Consider the following 21,303-nt stretch of genomic DNA (forward strand, 5'->3'; position numbering starts at 1 on the left):
GCCCTGCTCATGACCGAGTCCGTGGCTGTGATCGGAGCCGGAGTGTCCGGCCTGACCGCCGCCTATCTACTCGCGCGGCGCTACGACGTCACCCTGTTCGAGGCCGACGCGCGGCTCGGCGGACACGCCCATACCCACGACATCACCGACCCGGCCGGGCAGCGGCTGGCGATCGACACCGGCTTCATCGTGCACAACGACCGCACCTATCCCCTGCTCCGCCGGCTGTTCGGCGAGCTGGGTGTGCCGACGCAGCCGACCGAGATGAGCATGAGCATCAGCGACCCGGCCAGCGGCCTGGAGTTCGCGGGCGGCCGCGGAGCGACCGGCATCTTCGCGCAGCGTCGCCGGCTCGCCGACCCGCGATTCCTGCAGCTCCTGACCGAGGTACGCCGCTTCCACCGCCGCGCCGCCGCCTACCTGGCGCGGACCGACGACCACGACCTCGTGACGCTCGGCGAGTTCCTCGAGGACGAGAAGTTCAGCCCGGCCTTCATCCGCCTGTACGCCGTCCCGGTGGTGTCCTGCGTCTGGTCGTGCGGTGGTAACTCGGCCCTCACGTACCCGGCCCGCTACCTGTTCAGGTTCCTCGACCACCACGGCATGCTCTCGGTCAGCGGCTCACCGCAATGGCTGACCGTCACCGGCGGCTCCCGACAGTACGTCACTGCCGTGGCGGACCGTCTCGAAGCGGTCCGCGCCGGGCAGCCTGTGCAGTCGGTCCAGCGGCATCCGGACGGCGTCGGCGTGACCGTTGCTGACGGCAACACGCTCGACTTCGACCGGGTGGTGCTGGCGACCCACGCCGACCAGGCGCTCGACCTGCTGGCCGACGCCACGCCCGAGGAGAAGGCGGTGCTCGGGCCGTTCGAGTACAGCCGCAACGAGACCGTCCTGCACACCGACTCGTCGTTGCTGCCCGCAACGAAGAACGCGCGCGCCTCCTGGAACTACGTGGTGCGTCCCGGCACCCCGCTGACGACGTACTGGATGAACCGGTTGCAGGGGCTGGACACCGACGAGACGTACCTCGTCACGCTGAACGGCGCGGAGACGGTCGATCCGGCGACGGTGATCGCCCGGATGGACTACGAGCACCCCATCTACACCCCGGAGGCCGTCGCGGCGCAGAGCCGGCTGGCGAGCCTCAACACCGGCCTGGTCGCGTTCGCGGGGGCGTACCACGGCTGGGGCTTCCATGAGGACGGCTGCCGCTCCGGCGTCGCGGCGGCGGAGTCCTTGGGAGTCCGCTGGTGACGATCGCCGGACAGCACCCCTCCCTCCCGGCGATCGTCACCGGCACGGTCCGGCACGGGCGGTCCGGCCCGGTCCGGCACGCGTTCCGGCATCGGGTGTACCAGTGGCTGATCGATCTGGACGACGTACCACGGCTGCCGTGGTACCTGCGTCCGTTGGCGCGGTTCGAGACCCGCGATCACCTCGGTGGCCACGGTCCGACCCTCAAGGCCGATCTGCTGCGCTACCTGTCCAGTCACGGGATCGAGTACGACGGGCGGGTCGTGATGCTGGCCAACGCCCGCGTCCTCGGTCACGTCTTCGATCCACTCACTGTCTTCTGGTGCGTCGACAGCCCGTACGTCGTCGCAGAGGTGCACAACACGTACGGCGAGCGGCACGTCTACCTGCTGCGCCCGGATGCGGACGGCAGCGCGGACACCGCGAAGGAGTTCTACGTCTCGCCGTTCAACGACGTGTCCGGCACGTACCGTCTCAGCTTCGAGCTCGGCCGCGATCAGGTCCGCGTGCAGGTCAGCCTGTCCCGTGGCGACCGGACGGTCTTCGGCGCGAGCTTCGACGGCGTACCGCGTCCTGCGACGCGTCGAGCCGTGTTGTCCACCGCAGTACGCATGCCGCTGATGCCACAACGGGTGTCGGCGCTGATCCGGTTGCACGGCCTGTGGTTGTGGGCCCGCCGGCTCCCCGTGGTCAAGCGGCCGGTGCACCCGCTCCAGGAAGGACTCCGATGAGCACTCTGACCGTTGCCCAACCGCTCTGCCTCCGGCACCCCGCCCTGCGTCCGCTGTGCGTGCGCGCGTGGTTCACCCGGCTGATCGTCGACCGGATGCTCGACCAGGTGCCGGTACGGGCGCTCTACCCCGACGGCACAGTGCGCGGTGGCGGCGGCCCGGACGCACCGGTACTACGGATCGTCCGGCCGCAGTCGATGTTCGAGCGGCTCGCGCACAACCCGAAGATCGGTCTGGGCGAGGCGTACATGGCCGGCGACTGGACCGCGGCCGACGGGACCGATCTGGGCGACCTGCTGACGCCGTTCGCCGCCCGAGTCGCCCAGTTGGTGCCGCGGTGGCTGCTGCGCTTCCGGCGGGTCGTCGACCAGCGCATCCCGAGCCGGCAACGCAACACGCTGACTGGTGCGCGGGACAACATCAGCGCGCACTACGACCTCAGCAACGCGCTGTTCGGCGCGTTCCTGGACCCGGGGATGACTTACAGCTCCGCACTGTTCGACCACGACGTACCGCTGTCCGCCCAGGACCTCGAGGACGCGCAGACGCGAAAGGTCGAGCGCATCCTCGACCAGGCCGGCGTAGGACCCGGGAGGCAGGTGCTGGAGATCGGGATCGGCTGGGGCACGCTGGCGATCGCAGCGGCCCGTCGTGGCGCACAGGTCACCGGCGTGACGTTGTCGACCGAACAGCTGCAGTTGGCCCAGAAGCGCGTCGCCGACGCCGGACTGACCGACCGCGTCGACCTGCGACTGCAGGACTACCGGGCGGTGACCGGTTCGTACGACGCGATCGTCAGCGTGGAGATGATCGAGGCGGTCGGCGAGGAGTACTGGCCGCAGTACTTCCGCGCGCTCGACCAACTGCTCGCACCGGGCGGATCGGTCGCCCTGCAAGCGATTCTGATGGAGCACGACCGGATGCTCGCCACCCGGCACTCGTACGGCTGGATCCAGAAGTACATCTTCCCCGGGGGCCTGATCCCGTCCCGGACCGCGATCGACGAGACGCTGGCGCAGCACACCACGCTGGTGGTCGACGACGACCACAGGTTCGGTGCGGACTACGCCGAGACACTCCGCCGGTGGCGGCACCGGTTCACCGCCAACTGGCACGAGGTCAAGGCGGAGGGGTTCGACGAGACGTTCAGGCGCGCTTGGGAGTACTACCTGGGCTACTGCGAGGCCGGCTTCGCCTCCGGGTATCTCGACGTCGGTCAGTTGCGGCTCACTCGCCGCTAGCTGTCCGGCAGCGAGAAGATCGACAGGACGACGCGGTCCTTGCCGGGTGACTCCGCCAGGTAGGGCTCGATCAATTCGGCGAAGCGGTCCCGGAAGGTGGCCATGTCCTCGGAGCTGAGGTAGAGCGCGAGCTGCGAGTAGCCCAGCTGGTTCATCCGCGGGTACAGGTCGCCGCTGTCGACCACGCGGTCGAAGTCCGCCGCGAGCCGGGTGAGCATCAGCAGGAACGCCTGACGGTGCTGCTCCGGCGTCATCGCCCGCGCCTCGCGCTCGTCGATCCGGCCGACCCTGGTCTGGTCCAGGCTGAGCGTGCGTTCGGTCGTACCGCGGATCTTGCGCTCGCGGACGACGGTCAGGTAGCCGGCGTCGATCAGCGCGGCGACGTGCCGGTAGAGCGTCGTCGTGGGGATGTCGGGCAGGTCGCGCTTCAGGTCGGTGGTGGTCACCTCGCGACCGAGCACGCGCTGCACGATGCGCCAGCGGATCGGGTGCAGCAGGACGTCCAGCACCGGGGTCGGCGACTCCTCCATCGGCTCTCCATCAGGGTTCTTTCAGGGTATCCATTGATACCATCGATGGTAATAATAGCGGCATCGGAAGCATTCCCCATCGCCCGAGGAGACGTTGACGTGTCGCTCACCCGTCGTACCGTGCTCAAGTCCCTGGCCGCCGGCGTACCGCTCGCCGCCGGGTCTGCTCTCTCCACTCTGCCGGTCGCGGCCGGCGGTGTCCGGGAACCCGCCGCGATCGGCCGGCTCGCCGAGAAGATCGAGGCCGCGATGGCGAAGTACGCGATCCCCGGCGCCGGCCTCGGGGTCTGGTACCGCGGCCGCGAGTACGTCCGCGGATTCGGCGTGACGAGCGTGGACACCAACGAGCCGGTGTCGGCCGACACCGTGTTCCGGATCGGCTCGACCAGCAAGACGTTCACCGCGACCGCGATCATGCGGCTCGTCGAGAGCGGCCGCATCAGCCTGGACCGGCCGGTGCGCGCCTACCTGCCGGACTTCGCGACCCAGGACGAGTCGGTGGCCGCCCGGGTCACCGTCCGGCAGTTACTGAACCACTCGGCCGGCTGGCAGGGCGACTACTTCGAGGACACCGGCCAGGACACCGGCGCGCTGGCGAAGTACGTCGCGGACATGACGAAGATCCCGCAGCTCACTCCGCTCGGGAAGGTGTTCTCGTACAACAACGCCGCGATCGGCGTGGCCGGGCGGATCATCGAGGTGGTGACCGGGAAGCCCTACGAGACCGCCGCCCGCGAACTGGTCGTCGACCCGCTGGGGCTCGCGCACAGCCGGTTCTTCCACAGCGAGCTCGGTGGGTTCAGCGTCGCCGCGTCGCACAACGTGGTCGACGGCAAGGCGGTCGTCGAGCCCTCGTTCGACGCGATGCCGCGGGCGCTGCACTCGATCGGCGGGCTGATCTCGAGCCCCCGCGACCAGCTGCGGTACGCGCGGTTCCACATGGGTCACCCCGGATTCCCGCGCCTGCTCAGCGATCGAGCGCGGTTGGCCATGCAGTCGCACCCGGGGCCCGGCGGCACGCTGTTCGTCGAGCTGAACGGCGTCGGCGTCACCTGGATGCTGCGGCCGACGCTCCAGGGCCCGACGGTCGTGCAGCACGGCGGCGACTGGAACGGGCAGCACTCCGGCTTCCTGTTCGTGCCGCAGCGGGACTTCGCCATCACGCTGCTGACGAACTCGGAGACTGGTCCGTTGCTGGTGGCGGAATTGTTCGCCGACGACTGGGCGCTGCGGGAGTTCGCCGGCGTGAACAACCTGCCCGCCGTACCGCGGGAGCTGCCGGCGCGTCAGCTGGCGGAGTTCGAGGGCACGTACGTGTCACAGCAGATCGGCTTCGACGGGAAGCCGGAGGAGCTCGGACTCGACGTCACCGCGGACAAGGGCGAGCTGGCCGCGAGCGCGAGTGGACAAGCCCTGTTCCGCTTCGCCTTCTACCGCAAGGACTACGCGCTCGCCCAGAACCCGGACGGTACGCCGACCCACGTGCGCGTCAACTTCGTCCGCGGCGACGACGGTCAGGTCGAGTGGCTCCGCTACGGCGGCCGCCTCTTCCGCCACCACGCCGCGGGCGCCCGCAGCACCACGACCTTCCGGCACCGCGTGCTCTAACCGGTGGTGACCATCCACAGGTGTCCGTCGGGGTCAGTGAAGGTGGCCAGGTACGCCCACGGCTTTCTGGTCGGCGCCGTCACCTGCACTGCCCCGGCGGCGACCGCCTGAGCATGCAGCGCGTCGACAGCATCCGCACTGTCGGCGCGCACGCTCAGAATGCACTCACTCTGCCCACGCGGCGCGGCAGGCTGGTCCCCGAGCACCCAGCCGAAGCCACCGGTCGGGATCAGCATCATGGTCACGTCGTCCGCGAGCGCGAACCGCAGCGGTTCGGGAATCCCGTCCTCGTCCGGTTCACCGACGGGCTTCAGGCCGAGCGCTTCCTGGTAGAACGCGTACGAGCGCGGGCGGTCCTCGATCGGGAGGCAGATGATCATCGGGTGACTCCCGTCGTCCGGCCGCACAGGTGCAGGAGCAGTTCCTGCGCGGGGCGTTGCAGCGGGGTGCCGGTGCCGTAGGACCAGTCCAGGTCGGTGGCTTGCAGTTGCACGCCGTTCAGGTCGACGCCGAAGTACTTGAGCTGGCGGGGTTTCACGGCGTCGAAGACGAGTTGCAGCCGCTCCAGTGGCACGCGGCGGTCGATGCCTAGCGCAACGGTCACGTCGAGGCCGTGGATCACGTCGTGTGAAAGTGCGCCGGCGTACCCGCCGCCCGGTGGCTTCCACGGGTGGCTCACGTTCCGCCGCAGGCAGTCGAGCAGCTCCGCCGACGACAACTCCGCCGCGTCGCGGTGCGCCTGCCGATCGGCGTACCGGTCGAACTTCCCGCCGGCGCGCACCATCCCGGCGATGAACTGCGGCGTCGAGGTCCGGAACGGCATGGTCAGGTGCGCCACCAACTCCCGGACCCGCCATCCGGCACAGAGCGTCGGCTGGTCCCACTGGTCCGCTGTCAGCCCCGCGAGCACGTCCGCGAACTCGGACCGCTCGGCGGTCACCACACTTCTGATATCCGTCATGACCCACCGACGAACGGGTCAGGCCGATGCAGACACCTCGCGCAGTCTTTTCTGGAGATACCGCCGTTCGGACTCGGTGGCGGCCAGCGCCAGCGCCTCGCGGTAGGCGGTTGCTGCGTCGGAGTGACGGTCGAGTCGGCGCAGGAAGTCGGCTCGCGTGGCTGGGAGGAGGTGGTAGTCGGCCAGTGGTCCGGTGGACAGGTCGTCGAGGACGCGAAGGCCGATGGCCGGTCCGTCGGACATACCGATCGCTACGGCTCGGTTGAGCGCGACGACAGGGGTCTGCGGGAGCTGGGCGTACAGAGCGGCGATCTGCGGCCAGTCGGTGTCGGCCGCGGTGCGGGCGGTGGCGTGGCAGGCGGCGATGGCGGCCTGGACCTGGTAAAGGCCGGGCTCACCGCGCCGGAGCGCCGAGTCGAGGAGGTCCACGCCTTCGGTGATCTGGGCGTGGTCCCAGCGCGTGCGGTCCTGGTCCTCGAGCGTGATCAGCGCACCGTCGGGCGCCAGGCGCGTCTCGCGGCGGGCGTCGTGCAGCAGCATGAGCGCGAGCAGTCCGCCGGCTTCTGGTTCGTCTGGCATCAGATGGACCAGCAGGCGCGCGAGTCTGATCGCTTCACCGCTGAGGTTGCTACGGACAACATCGGAGTACCCCTCGTTGAAGAGGAGGTAGAGGACCGCCAGTACGGCGGGTGTCCGTTCCGGCAACAGATGCGCGGGCGGGACGCGGTACGGGATGCCGGCGTGCTGGATCTTCTGCTTGGCGCGGGTAAGGCGCTTCGACATCGTGGACTCCGGCACCAGGAACGCCCGCGCGATCTCCGTCGTACTCAGGCCCGCCAGCGTCCGCAGCGTCAGCGCCACTCGCGCCTCCATCGCCAGCGCCGGATGGCAGCACGTGAACATCAACCGCAGCCGATCGTCCGGTACGTCGTACGGCGGTTCCGGCTCCTCCTGCATCGCGGCCACCTCCTTGAGCTTCGCGGCGCCCACGGCCTCACGGCGCAGCCAGTCGATCGCCCGGTTGCGTGCGGTCGTGGTCAGCCACGCACCAGGCCGGTCCGGTACGCCGTCCCGCGGCCACCGCTCCAGGGCCGCGGCGAACGCCTCCTGTGCGCACTCCTCGGCCAGCTCCCAGTCACCGGTCATCCCGATCAGAGTGGCGACCACCTGGCCCCACTCCTGCCGGTAGACGTCCTCGAACGTCACACCACTCCTGGTGGCGGCTCCAGGACCGGCCGGATCTCGATCGTGCCGTAGCCGGCCGCGGGGTGCTTCGCCGCGATCTCGATCGCCTCGTCCAGGTCGGCGCAGTCGATCAGCACGAAGCCGCCGATCTGCTCCTTCGTCTCGGCGAACGGCCCATCGGTGAGCAGCACCTCGTCGTGGCGCACGCGGACCGTCGTCGCCTCGTTCGGCGGCCGCAGCCCCGCGCCACCGGCCACCACGCCCCGCGCCGTCATCTCCTCGCTCCAGCCGCCGCACCCGTCGTTGGCGTGCGACTCGTCACCACAGATCATCAGCAAGTACTTCATCTGGCCCGTCCTCTCTGTCATCCCACCGACGAACGGGTACGCCGGAGACAGACACCCAAACGGTAATCGGTTCAGGGGTGGCCGCACCGACGTACCGGGTCTAGCGTCGGCCGTAGTGGCGTTACCAGTGGGAGGGGGCTGCGATGACAGGCCGGATCGTGCACTTCGAGGTGCCGTACGACGACGCGGAGCGAGCGCGGGCGTTCTACCGCGAGGCGTTCGGGTGGAAACTGATGGAGATGCCCGAAATGAACTACACGATGGTCTCGACCGGTCCGGTGGACGAGCAGTCGATGCCGTCCGAGCCCGGGTTCATCAACGGCGGCATGTTCCAGCGCACCGCCGAGCTCACCCGGCCGATCCTGACCGTCGACGTCCCGGACATCGACGCGGCCTGGAAGACGATCGAGAGTCTCGGCGGCGAGCCGATCGGCGAGAAGCTACCGGTCGGCGACATGGGTTTCGCGGCCTACTTCAAGGACCCGGAGGGCAACATCCTCGGCCTCTGGCAGACCGCGTAGCGGTCGCGTCCCACGGTTGCCGGCGGCAACCGGAGAACCGGCAACCCGCTCGCGCGCCACCCGGCCGCGGCGGGCTGCCGGCCGACGTACACCGCCAGTTCACTCCCGAGTGCCTAGACTGCGAGGTGTGTTGGCTCCGGTGGCGTCCTCGGGAGGACTGAATGCCTGACCGTACTCAGACCATTGCGTATCCGTCCCCCGGATCGCGGCCGTCGCGACGGGATCCGGAGCCGCTGGCGCCGCATGTGATCGTGCTGTTCGGCGCCACCGGCGACCTGGCCAAGCGGAAGCTGCTGCCGGGGCTGGCCTACCTGCAGCAGTCCCGGTTCGCGCCGGACGTCCGGATCATCGGCACCGCGACCGAGGAGCTCAGCTGCGACGAGTTCCGGGAGCGCGCCAAGCAGGCGGTCGAGAAGTTCGGCACGCACAAGATGACCGACGAGCAGTGGGCGCAGTTCGCCGAGCGGCTCGAGTACGTGCCGGTCACCGCCGGGCCGGAGGCGCTCGCGTCCGCGGTGAAGAAGGCCGAGGAGTTGCTCGGCCCGGACGCCTGCCGGTTGCACTACCTGTCGGTGCCCCCGAAGGCAGCGCAGGCGGTGATCGCGATGCTCCGCGACGCGGGCCTGGTCGACCGGGCACGGGTCGTGATGGAGAAGCCGTTCGGTGACGACCTGGCCAGCGCGATCAAGCTCAACGACTTCGTCCACCAGACCTTCGACGAGGCGCAGATCTTCCGGATCGACCACTTCCTCGGCAAGGAAGCGGCGCTGAACATCCTCGCGTTCCGGTTCGCCAACGGCCTGTTCGAGCCGATCTGGAACCGGAACTTCATCGACCACGTGCAGATCGACATCCCGGAGTCGCTCGGTCTGGACCAGCGGGCCACGTTCTACGAGCCGACCGGCGCGTTCAAGGACATGGTGGTCACGCACCTGATGCAGGTGATGTCGTTCGTCGCGATGGAGCCGCCGACCGCCCTGGAGCCGCGGGCGATCTCGGAGGAGAAGAACAAGGTCTTCCGGTCGATGCTGCCGATCCACCCCACCGACGTGGTCCGCGGGCAGTACTCCGGGTACCGCAACGAGGAGGGCGTCGCGCCGGACTCCGACACCGAGACGTTCATCGCGCTGAAGGTCGAGATCGACAACTGGCGCTGGGCCGGCGTGCCGTTCTACCTGCGCACCGGCAAGAAGATGGCCGAGGGCCAGCGGATCATCTCGATCGCCTTCAAGGAGGCGCCGAAGACGATGTTCCCGTCCGGCTCCGGCGTCGGCTCCGAGGGCCCGGACCACCTGACCTTCGACCTGGCCGACTCGTCGCGGGTGTCGCTGTCGTTCTACGGCAAGCGGCCCGGACCCGGGATGCGGCTGGAGAAGCTGTCGATGCAGTTCTCCACCCAGGAGACCGAGAACGCGGCCGACGTGCTGGAGGCCTACGAGCGGTTGATCCTGGACGCGATGCGCGGTGATCACACGCTGTTCACGACGGCCGAGGGCATCGAGTCGCTGTGGGACCGCTCCACGCCGCTGCTCGACGACCCGCCGCCGGCGAAGACCTACCAGCCCGGCACCTGGGGCCCGAACGCGATCCACCAGCTGATCGCCCCGCGCGCCTGGCGGCTGCCGTTCGAGCGGGAGTGGCGGGAGGCCAAGCAATAGGCAGGCAATAGGCAGGCAATAGGCAGGCAATAGGCAGGCAGTAAGCGGGCAGTAAGGTCTGCCGCATGCGCGAGATCGTGGTCGTCGGAGTCGGTGCTGGCGATCCGGAGCAGGTGACGATGCAGGCCGTGTCGGCGCTGAACCGGGTCGACGTGTTCTTCGTGCTCGACAAGGGCGAGGTCAAGCAGGAACTGGTCGACCTCCGGTCGGAGATCCTCCGCCGGTACGCGACGAGCAAGGAGTACCGCGTCGTCGTCGGCCAGGACCCGGAGCGGGACCGCACCACCTCGGCGTACGTCGAGGCCGTCGACGACTGGCGACGGCGCCGTGCCGACGTGATCGCCGAGCTGATCGCGTCGGAGCTGGGCGAGGACCAGGTGGGCGCGTTCCTGGTCTGGGGCGACCCGTCGCTGTACGACAGCACGCTGGCGATCCTGGACGACATCCTGTGCCGCGGCGAGCTCACGTTCGAGGTCGAGGTGATCCCCGGGATCAGCAGCGTGTCGACGCTCGCGGCCCGGCACCGGGTGGGGCTGAACCAGGTCGGCCGCCCGATCCAGATCACCACCGGGCGACGGCTCGCGAAGCAGTGGCCGGAGGACGTGGACGATGTGGTGGTGATGCTGGACGCGCAGACCGCGTTCACCGAGCATCTCGACACCGGCGCCGACATCTATTGGGGTGCGTACCTCGGCACTCCCGACGAGCTGCTGATCTCCGGCCCGCTCCGCGAGGTCGCGGGCGAGATCGAGAAGGTCCGCGCCGAGGCCCGCGACCGCAAGGGCTGGATCATGGACACCTACCTGCTCAGACGTAGACCAAAGTCTTAGGCACCCTGGCCGCCGGGACGAAGCGGCCGAAGCGTCATCTGGCCGAGGCTGCCAGTATGACGAACCGCATGACGAACAGACTCTTGGCAACGATGGCGGCCGCCGTGGTGCCGCTCGGACTGTTGGTGGCCTTCGCCGGTCCCGGTGAAGCGGCCCAACCGGATGTACGAACCGACAAAGGGCTCGTCGCGAGCAGGACGGTCGGCGACGCCCTGGTGTACGACGGGATTCCGTACGCCGCTCCCCCGGTCGGCGCGCTGCGCTGGAAGGCGCCGCAGCCGGCCGCGGCGTGGACCGGCGTACGGCAGTCGAAGGTCCAGAACGTGTGTCCGCAGCAGGCGAACTCCGAGGCCCCGAAGGGGTCGTCCACCGAGGACTGCCTGTACCTGAACGTGACCACGCCCGCGAAGCCCACGACCAAGTCGCGCGCGGTCGTGGTGTGGCTGCCCGGCGGCGGGTTCTTCTCCGGCGCGGGGAGCAGCTACGAGGCGTCGAAGTTCGCCGCCCGCGGTGACGTGGTCGTTGTCACGGTCAACTATCGGCTCGGCATCTTCGGCTTCTTCGGATACCCGGGCCTGGCGGGATCCGGCACCTACGGTCTGCAGGACCAGCAGGCCGCCCTGCGCTGGGTGCAGCGCAACGCCCGGGCCTTCGGCGGCGACCCGAGCAACGTCACGGTCGCCGGTGAGTCGGCCGGTGGCATGAGTGTCTGCGCCCAGCTCACCTCTCCGACCTCGACGGGCCTGTTCGCGAAGGCGATCATGCAGAGCGGCTCGTGCGCGTTCAACTGGGCCGACAACAGCCAGTACCCGGGCCAGGCCGCGGACTCTCCGTGGATCCCGGCCGGCCAGGTGCAGGCGAACGGCAAGGAGTGGGCGGCCGGCAAGAAGTCCGAGCTGGCCTGCAAGCCCGGTCAGTCCATGCTCGACTGCCTTCGCGCCGCGAAGTCCGACGTACTCGTGGACGACACGCTCCAGTTCACACAGATCGGGTACGGCGGGACTGCCGTCGTACCGCTCAGCCCGGCGAGGGCGATGAAGGCCGGACTGTTCCACCGGGTGCCGATCGTCTCGGGGAACAACCACGACGAGGCGAACGCCTGGCTGGCCGCGTTCGGCGACATCAAGGACTACCCGAAGCTCGTCGAGAACATGGTCGGCCCGAAGCAGGCACCAGTGGTACTGCGGCACTACCCGCAGTCCCGCTACGGGACGCCGGCCGCGGCGTGGGGTGCTGTCACGACAGATCGGATCTGGTCGTGCACTCAGGTGGCGAATGACCAGCAGGCGGCGCGCAAGGTACCGGTGTACGCCTATGAGTTCGCTGACAAGCACTCGCCGATCGCACCGGCCGGACTGGGCGCCGTCCACGCGTCGGAGCTGCCGTACCTGTTCCGGCTCGGTGGGAACGACCTGCCGCTGACCGCGACGCAGCAGAAGCTGTCGGACCAGATGATCGACTACTGGACCGCGTTCGCCCGGACCGGCGACCCGAACGGACCGGACCGGCCGCACTGGTCACCGACCGGCGTCCGCGCGGTCAACGGGCTGTCGCTCGCGCCGACCGACCAGAACGGGATTCAGCCGGTGAACCTCACTGCTGAGCACCAGTGTGGGTTGTGGACTGCTCTTGGCGCGTGAAGCGCTTGCTCCACACCGGCATCAGCAACGGGGACAGCAGTAGCAGCAGCATCGCGTAGAAGTTCACTCCCGGCACCAGGGCCGCCAGGAGGAACGCGACGACGGTCAGCCCGGTCAGCAGCAGCGTGCCAACGAGTTGGCGCTTGCTGACCGGGTTGTCCGGGTCCTCCAGCTCCTTGTGCCCGTGCACCAGCCAGGTGATCGCGGACTGCAGGATGCTGAGGACCAGGATCGTCCCCACGTAGATGCCGGCGGTGAAGCGGTCGCTGTCGAACGTACCGATAATCTCGGTCGGGAACGGCAGCACGACGATGGCGAGCAGCCAGAGCAGGTTCAGTCGCATCAGCAGCGGGTTGTAGGCGCGGACGTGCTCGAACACCCGGTGGTGCCCCAGCCAGAAGTTGGCGATCACCACGAAGCTCAGCAGGAACGTGAACAGCTCCTGCCGATGGTCGGTGATCACCGAGACCGCGTCGCCGCCGTCCGACCTGACCTCCGGGACCAGGTCGACCAGCGGCAGCACGAGCAACGTGATCGCGATCGCCACGACTGCGTCGGTGAACAGGACCAGGCGATCGGGATCTCTCGGCGTACTCACGGCCGAAAGACTACTGGTCGGTTGGGGCCGCCCTCAGTAGACCGATCGACAGCAGTACCGCCGCGAGAACGAATCCGGCCGCGGCGAGCCACGCAGCGCCGTACCCGTCTCTCAGGGCGAGCAGGTCGCCGGCGTGCTGGCCCAGGCGGCGGGTGGTGGTCGAGGCGGCCAGCGTCGCGAGTACGGCGGTGCCGATGGCCGCACCGGCTTGTTGTGCGGTGTTGTTGAGTCCGGAGGCCAGCCCGGCGTCGGTGGGGTCCGCACCGGACATGGCGAGCATGATCGACGCCGGGATGGCCACTCCGATGCCGGCACCCATCACTGCGAGCACGGGGCCGACGTTGACGACGTACGAGCCGTCGACCGGTGCGCGGCTGATCCAGAGCAGGGCCAGCAGGAAGACGATCAGTCCGGCGACCAGCATCTTGCGAGGGCCGAAGCGGACGGTCAGCCGCGGTGCGATGGACAGTGACATCAGTGCGTTCATGAGCGGCGCCGGCAGGAAGGCGAGGCCGGTGGTGAGCGAGTCGTAGCCGAGAACCCGCTGGACATACAGCGCGGTGGTGAACTGGAAGCCGAAGCCGGCCGCGAAGAGCAGTACGACGACTAGGTTCGCGACGCTGAGCTGCCGGCGCCGGAAGATGCGCAGGGCAAGCAATGGGTTCTTGATGCGGGCTTGGCGCACGACGAACACCGCCAGCAGCACGAGCGCGGCAGCAGCCTGCAGGAGAGTTCGGGTCAGCGTCGCCTGCGGCTCAGCGGTCTGGACGATCGTGTAGACGCCGAGTGACAGGCCGGCGGTCACGAGCACGGCGCCGACGACGTCCGCGCCCTTCGAAAGACCGAGCCCGGGCTGGTGACCGAGCACCCGTACGGCGAACACCAACGAGAGCACGCCGATCGGGACGTTGATCAGGAACGCCCAGTGCCAGCCGATGGTCTGGGTGATCACGCCGCCGAGAATGAGCCCGATGGACGCGCCGCTGGCCGCCGTGAAGCTGTAGACCCCCATGGCCCGCGCCTGCTCGCCCGGTGCCGGGTAGAGGTTGACGATCATCCCGAGAATCACCGCTGACGCGAGCGCGCCGCCGACCCCCTGCAGGAACCGGCCGGCGATCAGCACCTCCGCGTTCGCCGCCAGGCCACACAGCAGCGAGGCCGCGGTGAACAGGCCGAGGCCCGCGACGAACACGCGTTTGCTGCCGATCAGATCCCCGATCCGGCCGGCCAGCAGGAGCAGCCCGGCGAAGGCGATCAGGTACGAGTTCAGTACCCAGGCGAGCCCCGCCTGCGAGAACCCGAGGTCTTGCTGGATCGTCGGCAGCGCCACGGTCACGACGGTCCCGTCGAGGATGATCATCAGCTGCATCACGCACAGCACGACCAGGGCCCGCCCGCGCCCCACGGCCGCTTCCACCACGTCCACACTCACAGGTCTCTCCTTGTCCTCGAATCCGACAAGAAGGACCCTAACAGATAGTCCCGTAATAGACGATCTCTTATCGGACTAATGCCGTGGAGTGGCTGGTGCGGGTGGTCAGCTTGCGCGCTGGCGGGAGCGGCGTACCGGCTGGGCGGAGACCGGGGTGGCCAGCGGGCCGTCGACCAGGGTGGTGACAGCGTCGACGAACGTCTGGCGCTGGGGGGCGGTGAGGGTCGCGAGGGCTTCGGCGTGCACGCGGTCGACGATCTTCTGTCCCTCGGCGGCGATCTTCGCGCCGGCCTCGGTGACCGCGATGATCCGGGCCCGGCGGTCGGTGGCGGACGGCTTCCGCTCGGCGTACCCGGCCTTCTCCAGTGCATCCACGGTGACCACCATCGTGGTCTTGTCCAGGTACGACAGCTCGGCGATCTGGATCTGCGTACGCTCCGCCTCCAGCGCGTGCCGCAGTACACACTGCATGCGCAGCGTCAGACCGACCTCCGCGAGCGCCGCCGAGAGTTGCGTCTCGAGGACATGACCGGCATGCGTGAGGTAGCCGGTGAGGTCGGGGACGGTACGTTCCGGGAGCTGCGCCATACCTTCGAGGGTAACGCGGGATCATCTACCGGCAGATGATCCCGAGCCGGATCATTCCCCGCGACCGCCGGTAACCCCGCACCGGCAGTCGCGGGAAAGCGACGGCTATCTCGCGCGGGACCGCGGTGTCGCGAAACCGCGAGCCGCCGCGTATCGCGGGCGGTTGCCTGGAACCCATGACAACCCTGACCGCAACCCGGCCGGCGACCGTCCGATGGCTCGGCGTCGGTGCGGTGACGCTCGGGATCTTCGCGATCGTCACCACCGAGATCCTCCCGATCGGACTGCTGACCCCGATCGGCGCCGACTTCGCCCTCACTCCGGGACGGACCGGCTGGCTGATGACCATCCCCGGACTGGTCGCAGCGATCGCCGCACCGGTCGTCACCCTCGTCACAGCACGACTGGACCGGCGGCTCATGCTCTGCACACTGATGCTGCTGCTGGCCGCTGCGGGCTTCCTCGCGGCGACCGCGCCGGTCTTCGGTCTCGAGCTGGTCGCCAGAATCCTCGTCGGACTGACTATCGGAGGCTTCTGGTCGATCGGAGCCGGTCTGGCCGGCCGGCTGGTCCCGGAGCGGTGGGCAACGCGAGCGACGGCAGTCATCTTCTCGGCAGTCCCACTGGGCTCGGTGCTCGGTGTACCAGCGGGTACGTTCGTCGGAGAGCTCGCTGGCTGGCGTACGTCGTTCTTCGCCCTCGGAGTCCTCGCTCTGCTCGCATTGGTAGCGCTACGCGCCACAGTGCCGCCGCTCCCTCCCCTGCAGGTCACGCGGGCCGCCGTACTGCGCAAAGCCCTCCTTCGCAGTCGAAGTGCGCTCCTGGTCACCTGCCTGATCGTGACGGCGCATTTTGCGACCTATACCTACGTCACACCGTTCCTCCGCGACGTGGTGCGCCCAGAACTCATCGGCCTCTTCCTGCTCGTCTACGGCGCGGCCGGCCTGGTCGGTAACGTCATCGCCGGCCTGTCCGTCGCACGCAGCCTCAACAGCACCTTCATCACCTGCGCTGCCTTGATCGCCGTCGCGACGCTTCTGATGCCAGTCGTCGGCCGGAGTACGCCGGGAGCCCTGCTACTGCTGGTGATCTGGGGCCTCGGGTACGGCGGCATACCTGTCTGCTCGATGACCATGTTCGCGCAGGCGACACCCGAGTCTCGGGAGGCAGCGACCGTGTGGTTCACGTCCTCGTTCCAGGCGGTGTTGTCGATCGGAGCGCTGCTCGGAGGACTCGTGGTGGACGCGTGGTCGGTGTCGGTCGCGATGGTCGCGGGTGGCGCGTGCGCGGTGCTGACGGTCGGGGTGCTGCTGTGGTCCAGAACACAGCAAGTTTCGGGCACGTAGCATCACGGCTGTGGCGAGGACTGAAGGCGATCGATGCCCTGGTGTGCTGGCGGTGCACCAGGCGGCCGACGGTGGTCTCGCGCGCGTCCGCGTGCCCGGCGGTTTGCTGACCGCCGTACAGCTCGACGTACTGCGAACTGCGGCCGCCGACCTCGGCGACGGCCGGTTGGAGCTCACGTCGCGCGGGAACATCCAGATCCGCGGGCTGAACACCGACGGGCCGCGGGAGCTCTCCGACCGGCTCTTCGCAGCCGGCCTGCTCCCGTCGATAGCCCACGAGCGCGTCCGCAACGTCCTCGCCTCACCACTCTCCGGTCTGGACCAACACACGCGGTACGACGTACTTCCGATGGCAGCCGCGCTGGATCAGGCGCTGTGTGCTCGCCCTGCGCTGGCAGATCTGCCTGGGCGGTTTCTTTTCGCGCTCGACGACGGGCGCGGCGATCTCGCGGACGTGAAGGCGGATGTCGCGGTGCGGGCGGTTGACGAGCGGACCGGCGTACTGAGCCTCGGGACTCGCGGAGCGCGAGTCGAGTGGAGTCAGATGCCCGAGCTGATGCTGGCTGCGGCGGAGGCCTTTCTCGCGATGCGTGATCAGGAGTGGCGGATCGCTGAGCTCGTTGAGGGCGCTGAGCGCATTCTCGACCGACTGCGACTGCCCTCAGAGGAGGTCGCTGCGAGTCACGCGACGCGCGTGACTGCCGGCGTACAGGGGACCGCGCTGGTCGTGACCGTGCCGCTGGGCAGTCTGACGCAGCAGCAGGCCGTTGCGCTCACTCAGGTGGCAGGCGAGATCCGAGTGACGCCTTGGCGTTCCGTCGTGGTCCCGGCGGACAGCGCCGGACTGGAGGACGCCGGACTGGAGGACGTTGGGCTGGTGACGACGCCGGACTCGGTCTGGGAGGGTGTCACGGCCTGCGCGGGTCGACCGCGGTGTGCGAAGGCGCTGGCTGACGTCCGGGCGGATGCGACGCAGCTGATGCCAGGTATGCGAAGGGATGGGCGGCGGGTGCATTGGTCCGGGTGCGAGCGGCGGTGCGGGAAACCGGCTGCGGCGTTCGTGGATGTTCTTGCGGTGAGTGACGGGTATCTGGTGGACGGGGTGCGGTTGTGAGTTACGAGTACGTGCGCGACGGCGCGGAGATCTACCGGCGGTCGTTCGCGACGATCCGCGGCGAGGCGGCGCTGGACGGACTGCCGGCGGACGTCGCGCAGGTCGCCGTCCGGATGATTCACGCCTGCGGCATGACCGACCTGGTCGCGGATCTCGCCTGGTCGCCCACCGTGGTGAAGAACGCGCGAGCCGCGCTCCAGGGCGGTGCACCGATCCTGTGCGACGCGCAGATGGTCGCGGCCGGGATCACCCGGCGACGGCTGCCCGCCGGCAACGAGGTGATCTGCACGCTGCAGGACGCCCGGACGGTCGAGCTGGCGCAGGAGCTGGAAACCACCCGCAGCGCCGCGGCCGTCGACCTGTGGCTGGACCGGTTGCCGGGCGCGGTGGTTGCTATCGGCAACGCACCGACCACGCTGTTCCGGCTGCTCGAGGTGATCGCCGCGGGTGGGCCGCGTCCGGCCGCGGTGCTGGGGCTCCCGGTCGGGTTCATCGGCGCCGCCGAGTCGAAGGACGCGCTGGCCGCGAACGACCTCGGCCTGGAGTACCTGGTGGTCCGGGGCCGCCGCGGCGGGAGCGCGATCACCGCGGCCGCCGTCAACGCGATCGCGAGTGAGGCCGAATGAGTGGGCGGCTGTGGGGAGTCGGGCTCGGGCCCGGCGACTCGGAACTGGTGACGGTCAAGGCGGCGCGGCTGATCGGGGCCGCCGACGTGATCGCGTTCCACAGTGCACGGCACGGGCGGAGCATCGCGCGATCGGTCGCCGCGCCGTACCTGACCGACGGCCAGATCGAGGAGCACCTGGTCTATCCGCTGACCACCGAGACGACCGGCCACCCCGGCGGCTACCAGGGCGCGATGGACGACTTCTACGCCGACTGCGCCGCCCGGCTGGCCGCGCATCTCGACGCCGGCCGGGACGTCGTCGTGCTGGCCGAAGGCGATCCGTTGTTCTACGGCTCCTACATGCACATGCACAAGCGGCTGGCCGATCGCTACCCGTGCGAGGTCGTTCCCGGCGTGACGTCGGTCAGCGCCGCAGCCGCCGTGCTCGGGCGCCCACTGTGTGAGCGCGACGAGATCCTCACTGTCCTGCCCGGCACGCTCCCGCCGGATGTCCTCGCCGAGCGGCTCCGTTCGACCGACGCGGCCGCCGTCCTGAAGCTCGGCCGTACGTTCGCGGGGGTCCGCGAGGCCTTCGAGCTGGCCGGCCGCGCCGACGAGGCCTGGTACGTCGAACGCGCGACCACCGATGCCCAGCGGACCGCCCCGCTCACCGCGGTCGACCCGGAAGACGTCCCGTACTTCTCCCTCGCGCTCCTGCCCAGCCCGATCAACAACACCTTCGCTCCCCCGGCGACCAGGACCGCCACCGAAGGCTCCGTCACGGTGGTCGGCCTCGGACCGGCCGGGCCCGAGTGGATGACCCCGGAGGTCCGCGCCGCGATCGCCGGTGCCGACGACGTGATCGGCTACACGACGTACGTCGACCGCCTGCCCGACCGCGCGCGGCAGCGCAAGCACGGCTCGGACAACCGCGTCGAGTCCGAACGCGCCGCCTTCGCGCTGGACCTGGCCCGGAAGGGCTCCACCGTCGTCGTGGTCTCGTCCGGTGACCCCGGCGTGTTCGCCATGGCCAGCGCGGTCACCGAGGTCGCCGCCGAGCCGGAGTACGCCGATATCGCCGTTCACGTGCTGCCCGGGATGACCGCCGCGCAGGCCGTCGCCAGCCGCGTCGGAGCGCCGCTCGGCCACGACTACTGCGTGCTGTCGCTGTCGGATCGGCTCAAGCCGTGGGACGTGATCGCCCGGCGGCTGAGCGCCGCCGCGGCCGCGGACCTCGCGATCGCGATCTACAACCCGGCGTCGAAGTCCCGCACCTGGCAGGTGGCGGCGACCCGGGACCTGCTGCTCGAGCACCGCGCCCCCGGTACGCCGGTGGTCGTCGGCCGCGACGTGGGCGGTCCGGAGGAGATGATCACCGTGACAACGCTGGCCGAACTCGTACCGGAAACCGTTGACATGCGGTGTCTGCTCCTGGTCGGCTCGTCACAGACCCGTACTGTGCCCCGCCCGGCCGGACCGCTGGTCATCACTCCGCGCCGATACCCGGCGACGGTCAGTGAGACCACGCCAGGAGTCGGTTAAATCCGGGCACCGCCCGTGTCAGCTGCGGTGCGGACGGGTAGGGACCGCCCCGAAGCCCCACCAGTGAGGAGCCAGCGGACATGAGTCAGCAGTACCCCGGCGACACCGCGACGATCACCCCGCCCGCGGGCGATACGACCAGCACACAGCGCTACGAGGAGGCTCGCGCGGCCGCCAACCGGGCGATGACCACGATCTCGGTCACCCCGGACCGGCAGGGCTCCGCGGGTGCCGTCGGCGCGGACCCGGACGTCGATCCGGACCTGCTGTCGTACCGCGGGTTCAAGTTCGGCGCCGCGTTCTTCGGCTGGCTGATCGCGATCGCGATGTCGGTCCTGCTGATGGCAGCGGTGTCCGCCGCCGCGCTCGGGACCGCCGAGATCCTCGACTACAGCACCAGCGACGCCAAGGCGCAGCCCGGCGCTGCCGCGATCACCGCTGCCGCGGTCAGCATCTTCATGCTCACCCTGGCCTTCTACACCGGTGGTTACGTCGCCGGCCGGCTCGCGCGGTTCGACGGCGGCCGGCAGGGCTTCGGCGTCTGGATGATCGCGCTGCTCGTCGGCGCCGTCGCGGGCGGCGGCAGCTGGTTCCTGGACCACCAGTACGGCGTGATCAGCGACCTGAACCGCCCGGACGTCGCCCTGTCGAACAGCACCCTCGCCCTCGGTGGGATCGCCGCCGCGGCCGCGTTGCTGCTGCTCACGCTGCTGGCCGCGATCATCGGCGGCAAGGCGGGCCGCCGCTACCACGACCGGATCGACCAGCTGCTCTGACCGGCAGTCTGAATCTGTCGGTTTCACACCGGGGTACCGGGTGGTCACACGGGGCTTGTCCGGTGAGGAGAAGCTGACAATGATTCAGGAACACCAGGAAGACACGCGGGTCGAGCGACTGGACCCGTCCGCGACGTACGAGGACCACCGGGACGCTGGGGACGCTGGGGACGCCGGGGACGCCGGGGACGCTGGGTACAGCCGGCACCGGGCGGACGTCACCACGTCGCCGGCTGCCGAGGTGGATCCGGCGTACCGCGGGTACAAGGCCGGCGCGGCGTTCTTCGGCTGGCTGGTCGCGATCGGACTGACCACACTGCTGACCGGGATCGCCGGGGCGATCGCGGCGGCGATCGACTACGCCATCCCGAACTCGTGGAACAGCCCGATCGCGTGGAACAGCGCCAACGCCGGCACGATCGGAATCGCGTCCGGCGTGGTGCTGGTGCTGATCCTGGCGATCGGGTACTACAACGGCGGGTACGTCGCCGGGCGGCTGGCGCGTTTCGACGGTGCCCGGCAAGGCTTCGGCGTCTGGATGATCGGTGTCGTGGTGACCGCGGTCGTCGCGGGTGTCGCGGCACTGGCGGGCTCGCAGTACGACGTACTGGACCGGGTCGACCTGCCGTCGGTTCCGATCGCCACCGACACGCTGACGTCCGGCGGGGTGGTGGCGCTGATCGCGGGCGTGGTGATCACGCTGCTCGCGGCGCTGATCGGCGGCAAGGCCGGCCAGCGGTACCACCGGCGGATCGACGTGAGCGCCGGCTGATCCACCGCCCGGTGCCGAC

22 protein-coding genes are annotated in these 21,303 nt (G+C 69.4%); 14 read left to right on the forward strand and 8 right to left on the reverse strand.

The genetic code is table 11. The features are described from left to right. The first annotated feature begins 9 nt into the window (after window positions 1–9). The 3 genes from ACFYRH_RS21890 to ACFYRH_RS21900 are packed head-to-tail and all read left to right on the forward strand — an operon-like array spanning window position 10 to window position 3,229. The gene (locus tag ACFYRH_RS21890) at window positions 10–1,257 is read left to right on the forward strand and encodes an NAD(P)/FAD-dependent oxidoreductase (protein ID WP_387778005.1); all 1,248 of its coding nucleotides are present in this window, start codon (window positions 10–12) and stop codon (window positions 1,255–1,257) included. After that, the gene (locus tag ACFYRH_RS21895; protein ID WP_387778008.1) at window positions 1,254–1,988 is read left to right on the forward strand and encodes a DUF1365 domain-containing protein; all 735 of its coding nucleotides are present in this window, start codon (window positions 1,254–1,256) and stop codon (window positions 1,986–1,988) included. Before ACFYRH_RS21890 ends, ACFYRH_RS21895 begins: the two co-directional genes overlap by 4 nt. After that, entirely contained in the window at window positions 1,985–3,229 is a 1,245-nt protein-coding gene (locus ACFYRH_RS21900) for a class I SAM-dependent methyltransferase (protein ID WP_387778011.1), read from the forward strand. Before ACFYRH_RS21895 ends, ACFYRH_RS21900 begins: the two co-directional genes overlap by 4 nt. On the opposite strand, the gene ACFYRH_RS21905 is transcribed toward ACFYRH_RS21900, so the two are convergent. Further along, window positions 3,226–3,759: a helix-turn-helix domain-containing protein gene (locus ACFYRH_RS21905; RefSeq protein WP_387778014.1), complete on the reverse strand. Its 534-nt coding sequence runs from the start codon at window positions 3,757–3,759 to the stop codon at window positions 3,226–3,228. The genes ACFYRH_RS21900 and ACFYRH_RS21905 overlap by 4 nt on opposite strands. A 99-nt stretch (window positions 3,760–3,858) precedes the next feature. Between ACFYRH_RS21905 and ACFYRH_RS21910 the strand changes: the two genes are divergently transcribed. Next, window positions 3,859–5,367, forward strand: coding sequence for a serine hydrolase domain-containing protein (locus tag ACFYRH_RS21910; RefSeq protein WP_387778017.1), 1,509 nt, complete (start codon window positions 3,859–3,861; stop codon window positions 5,365–5,367). On the opposite strand, the gene ACFYRH_RS21915 is transcribed toward ACFYRH_RS21910, so the two are convergent. Genes ACFYRH_RS21915 through ACFYRH_RS21930 form a run of 4 tightly spaced genes read right to left on the reverse strand, consistent with a single transcriptional unit; the run spans window position 5,364 to window position 7,860 of the window. After that, on the reverse strand, window positions 5,364–5,747 hold the full coding sequence (locus ACFYRH_RS21915; protein ID WP_387778020.1) for a VOC family protein: 384 nt from the start codon (window positions 5,745–5,747) through the stop codon (window positions 5,364–5,366). The genes ACFYRH_RS21910 and ACFYRH_RS21915 overlap by 4 nt on opposite strands. Next, window positions 5,744–6,328, reverse strand: a complete 585-nt coding sequence (locus ACFYRH_RS21920) for a maleylpyruvate isomerase family mycothiol-dependent enzyme (RefSeq protein ID WP_387778023.1) — start codon at window positions 6,326–6,328, stop codon at window positions 5,744–5,746. The genes ACFYRH_RS21915 and ACFYRH_RS21920 overlap by 4 nt, the downstream gene beginning before the upstream one ends. 18 nt (window positions 6,329–6,346) lie before the next feature. Beyond that, window positions 6,347–7,534 (reverse strand): RNA polymerase sigma factor, encoded by a 1,188-nt coding sequence (locus ACFYRH_RS21925; RefSeq protein ID WP_387778026.1) that lies wholly within the window; start codon window positions 7,532–7,534, stop codon window positions 6,347–6,349. Further along, window positions 7,531–7,860 carry a YciI family protein gene (locus ACFYRH_RS21930; protein WP_387778029.1) on the reverse strand — a complete coding sequence of 110 codons (330 nt, stop codon included), beginning with the start codon at window positions 7,858–7,860 and terminating at the stop codon, window positions 7,531–7,533. Before ACFYRH_RS21930 ends, ACFYRH_RS21925 begins: the two co-directional genes overlap by 4 nt. Before the next feature lie 143 nt (window positions 7,861–8,003). Between ACFYRH_RS21930 and ACFYRH_RS21935 the strand changes: the two genes are divergently transcribed. From ACFYRH_RS21935 to ACFYRH_RS21950, 4 genes are all read left to right on the forward strand, one after another. Next, window positions 8,004–8,381 carry a VOC family protein gene (locus tag ACFYRH_RS21935; protein WP_387778032.1) on the forward strand — a complete coding sequence of 126 codons (378 nt, stop codon included), beginning with the start codon at window positions 8,004–8,006 and terminating at the stop codon, window positions 8,379–8,381. Between the two features lie 161 nt (window positions 8,382–8,542). Further along, entirely contained in the window at window positions 8,543–10,039 is a 1,497-nt protein-coding gene (zwf, locus tag ACFYRH_RS21940; RefSeq protein ID WP_387778035.1) for a glucose-6-phosphate dehydrogenase, read from the forward strand. Between the two features lie 65 nt (window positions 10,040–10,104). Beyond that, window positions 10,105–10,869 (forward strand): precorrin-6A synthase (deacetylating), encoded by a 765-nt coding sequence (gene cobF / locus ACFYRH_RS21945; protein WP_387778038.1) that lies wholly within the window; start codon window positions 10,105–10,107, stop codon window positions 10,867–10,869. 68 nt (window positions 10,870–10,937) lie between these two features. Further along, window positions 10,938–12,509 (forward strand): carboxylesterase/lipase family protein, encoded by a 1,572-nt coding sequence (locus ACFYRH_RS21950; protein ID WP_387778041.1) that lies wholly within the window; start codon window positions 10,938–10,940, stop codon window positions 12,507–12,509. Here ACFYRH_RS21950 and ACFYRH_RS21955 read toward each other — a convergent pair. The 3 genes from ACFYRH_RS21955 to ACFYRH_RS21965 form a co-directional block, all read right to left on the reverse strand. Next, on the reverse strand, window positions 12,463–13,107 hold the full coding sequence (locus ACFYRH_RS21955) for a TMEM175 family protein (protein WP_387778044.1): 645 nt from the start codon (window positions 13,105–13,107) through the stop codon (window positions 12,463–12,465). The genes ACFYRH_RS21950 and ACFYRH_RS21955 overlap by 47 nt on opposite strands. A gap of 10 nt (window positions 13,108–13,117) precedes the next feature. Continuing rightward, the gene (locus ACFYRH_RS21960; RefSeq protein ID WP_387778047.1) at window positions 13,118–14,539 is read right to left on the reverse strand and encodes an MFS transporter; all 1,422 of its coding nucleotides are present in this window, start codon (window positions 14,537–14,539) and stop codon (window positions 13,118–13,120) included. 105 nt (window positions 14,540–14,644) lie between these two features. Next, entirely contained in the window at window positions 14,645–15,127 is a 483-nt protein-coding gene (locus ACFYRH_RS21965; protein WP_387778050.1) for a MarR family winged helix-turn-helix transcriptional regulator, read from the reverse strand. A 176-nt stretch (window positions 15,128–15,303) separates the two neighbouring features. Here ACFYRH_RS21965 and ACFYRH_RS21970 point away from each other — a divergent pair, with 176 nt between their 5' ends. From ACFYRH_RS21970 to ACFYRH_RS21995, 6 genes are all read left to right on the forward strand, one after another. After that, on the forward strand, window positions 15,304–16,473 hold the full coding sequence (locus ACFYRH_RS21970) for an MFS transporter (RefSeq protein WP_387778053.1): 1,170 nt from the start codon (window positions 15,304–15,306) through the stop codon (window positions 16,471–16,473). Between the two features lie 10 nt (window positions 16,474–16,483). Then, entirely contained in the window at window positions 16,484–17,587 is a 1,104-nt protein-coding gene (locus ACFYRH_RS21975) for a precorrin-3B synthase (protein ID WP_387778056.1), read from the forward strand. Further along, window positions 17,584–18,213, forward strand: coding sequence for a precorrin-8X methylmutase (locus ACFYRH_RS21980; protein WP_387778059.1), 630 nt, complete (start codon window positions 17,584–17,586; stop codon window positions 18,211–18,213). The genes ACFYRH_RS21975 and ACFYRH_RS21980 overlap by 4 nt, the downstream gene beginning before the upstream one ends. Next, a complete protein-coding gene (locus ACFYRH_RS21985) occupies window positions 18,210–19,736 on the forward strand; it encodes a precorrin-2 C(20)-methyltransferase (RefSeq protein ID WP_387778062.1) in 1,527 nt (508 codons plus the stop codon). The genes ACFYRH_RS21980 and ACFYRH_RS21985 overlap by 4 nt, the downstream gene beginning before the upstream one ends. An 80-nt stretch (window positions 19,737–19,816) precedes the next feature. Beyond that, window positions 19,817–20,512: a hypothetical protein gene (locus tag ACFYRH_RS21990; protein WP_387778065.1), complete on the forward strand. Its 696-nt coding sequence runs from the start codon at window positions 19,817–19,819 to the stop codon at window positions 20,510–20,512. 79 nt (window positions 20,513–20,591) lie between these two features. After that, window positions 20,592–21,284, forward strand: coding sequence for a hypothetical protein (locus ACFYRH_RS21995; protein WP_387778068.1), 693 nt, complete (start codon window positions 20,592–20,594; stop codon window positions 21,282–21,284). Window positions 21,285–21,303 lie beyond the last annotated feature (19 nt).

It is taken from the genome of Kribbella sp. NPDC004875 (genome assembly GCF_042873375.1).
In the GTDB taxonomy this organism is placed as follows: domain Bacteria; phylum Actinomycetota; class Actinomycetes; order Propionibacteriales; family Kribbellaceae; genus Kribbella.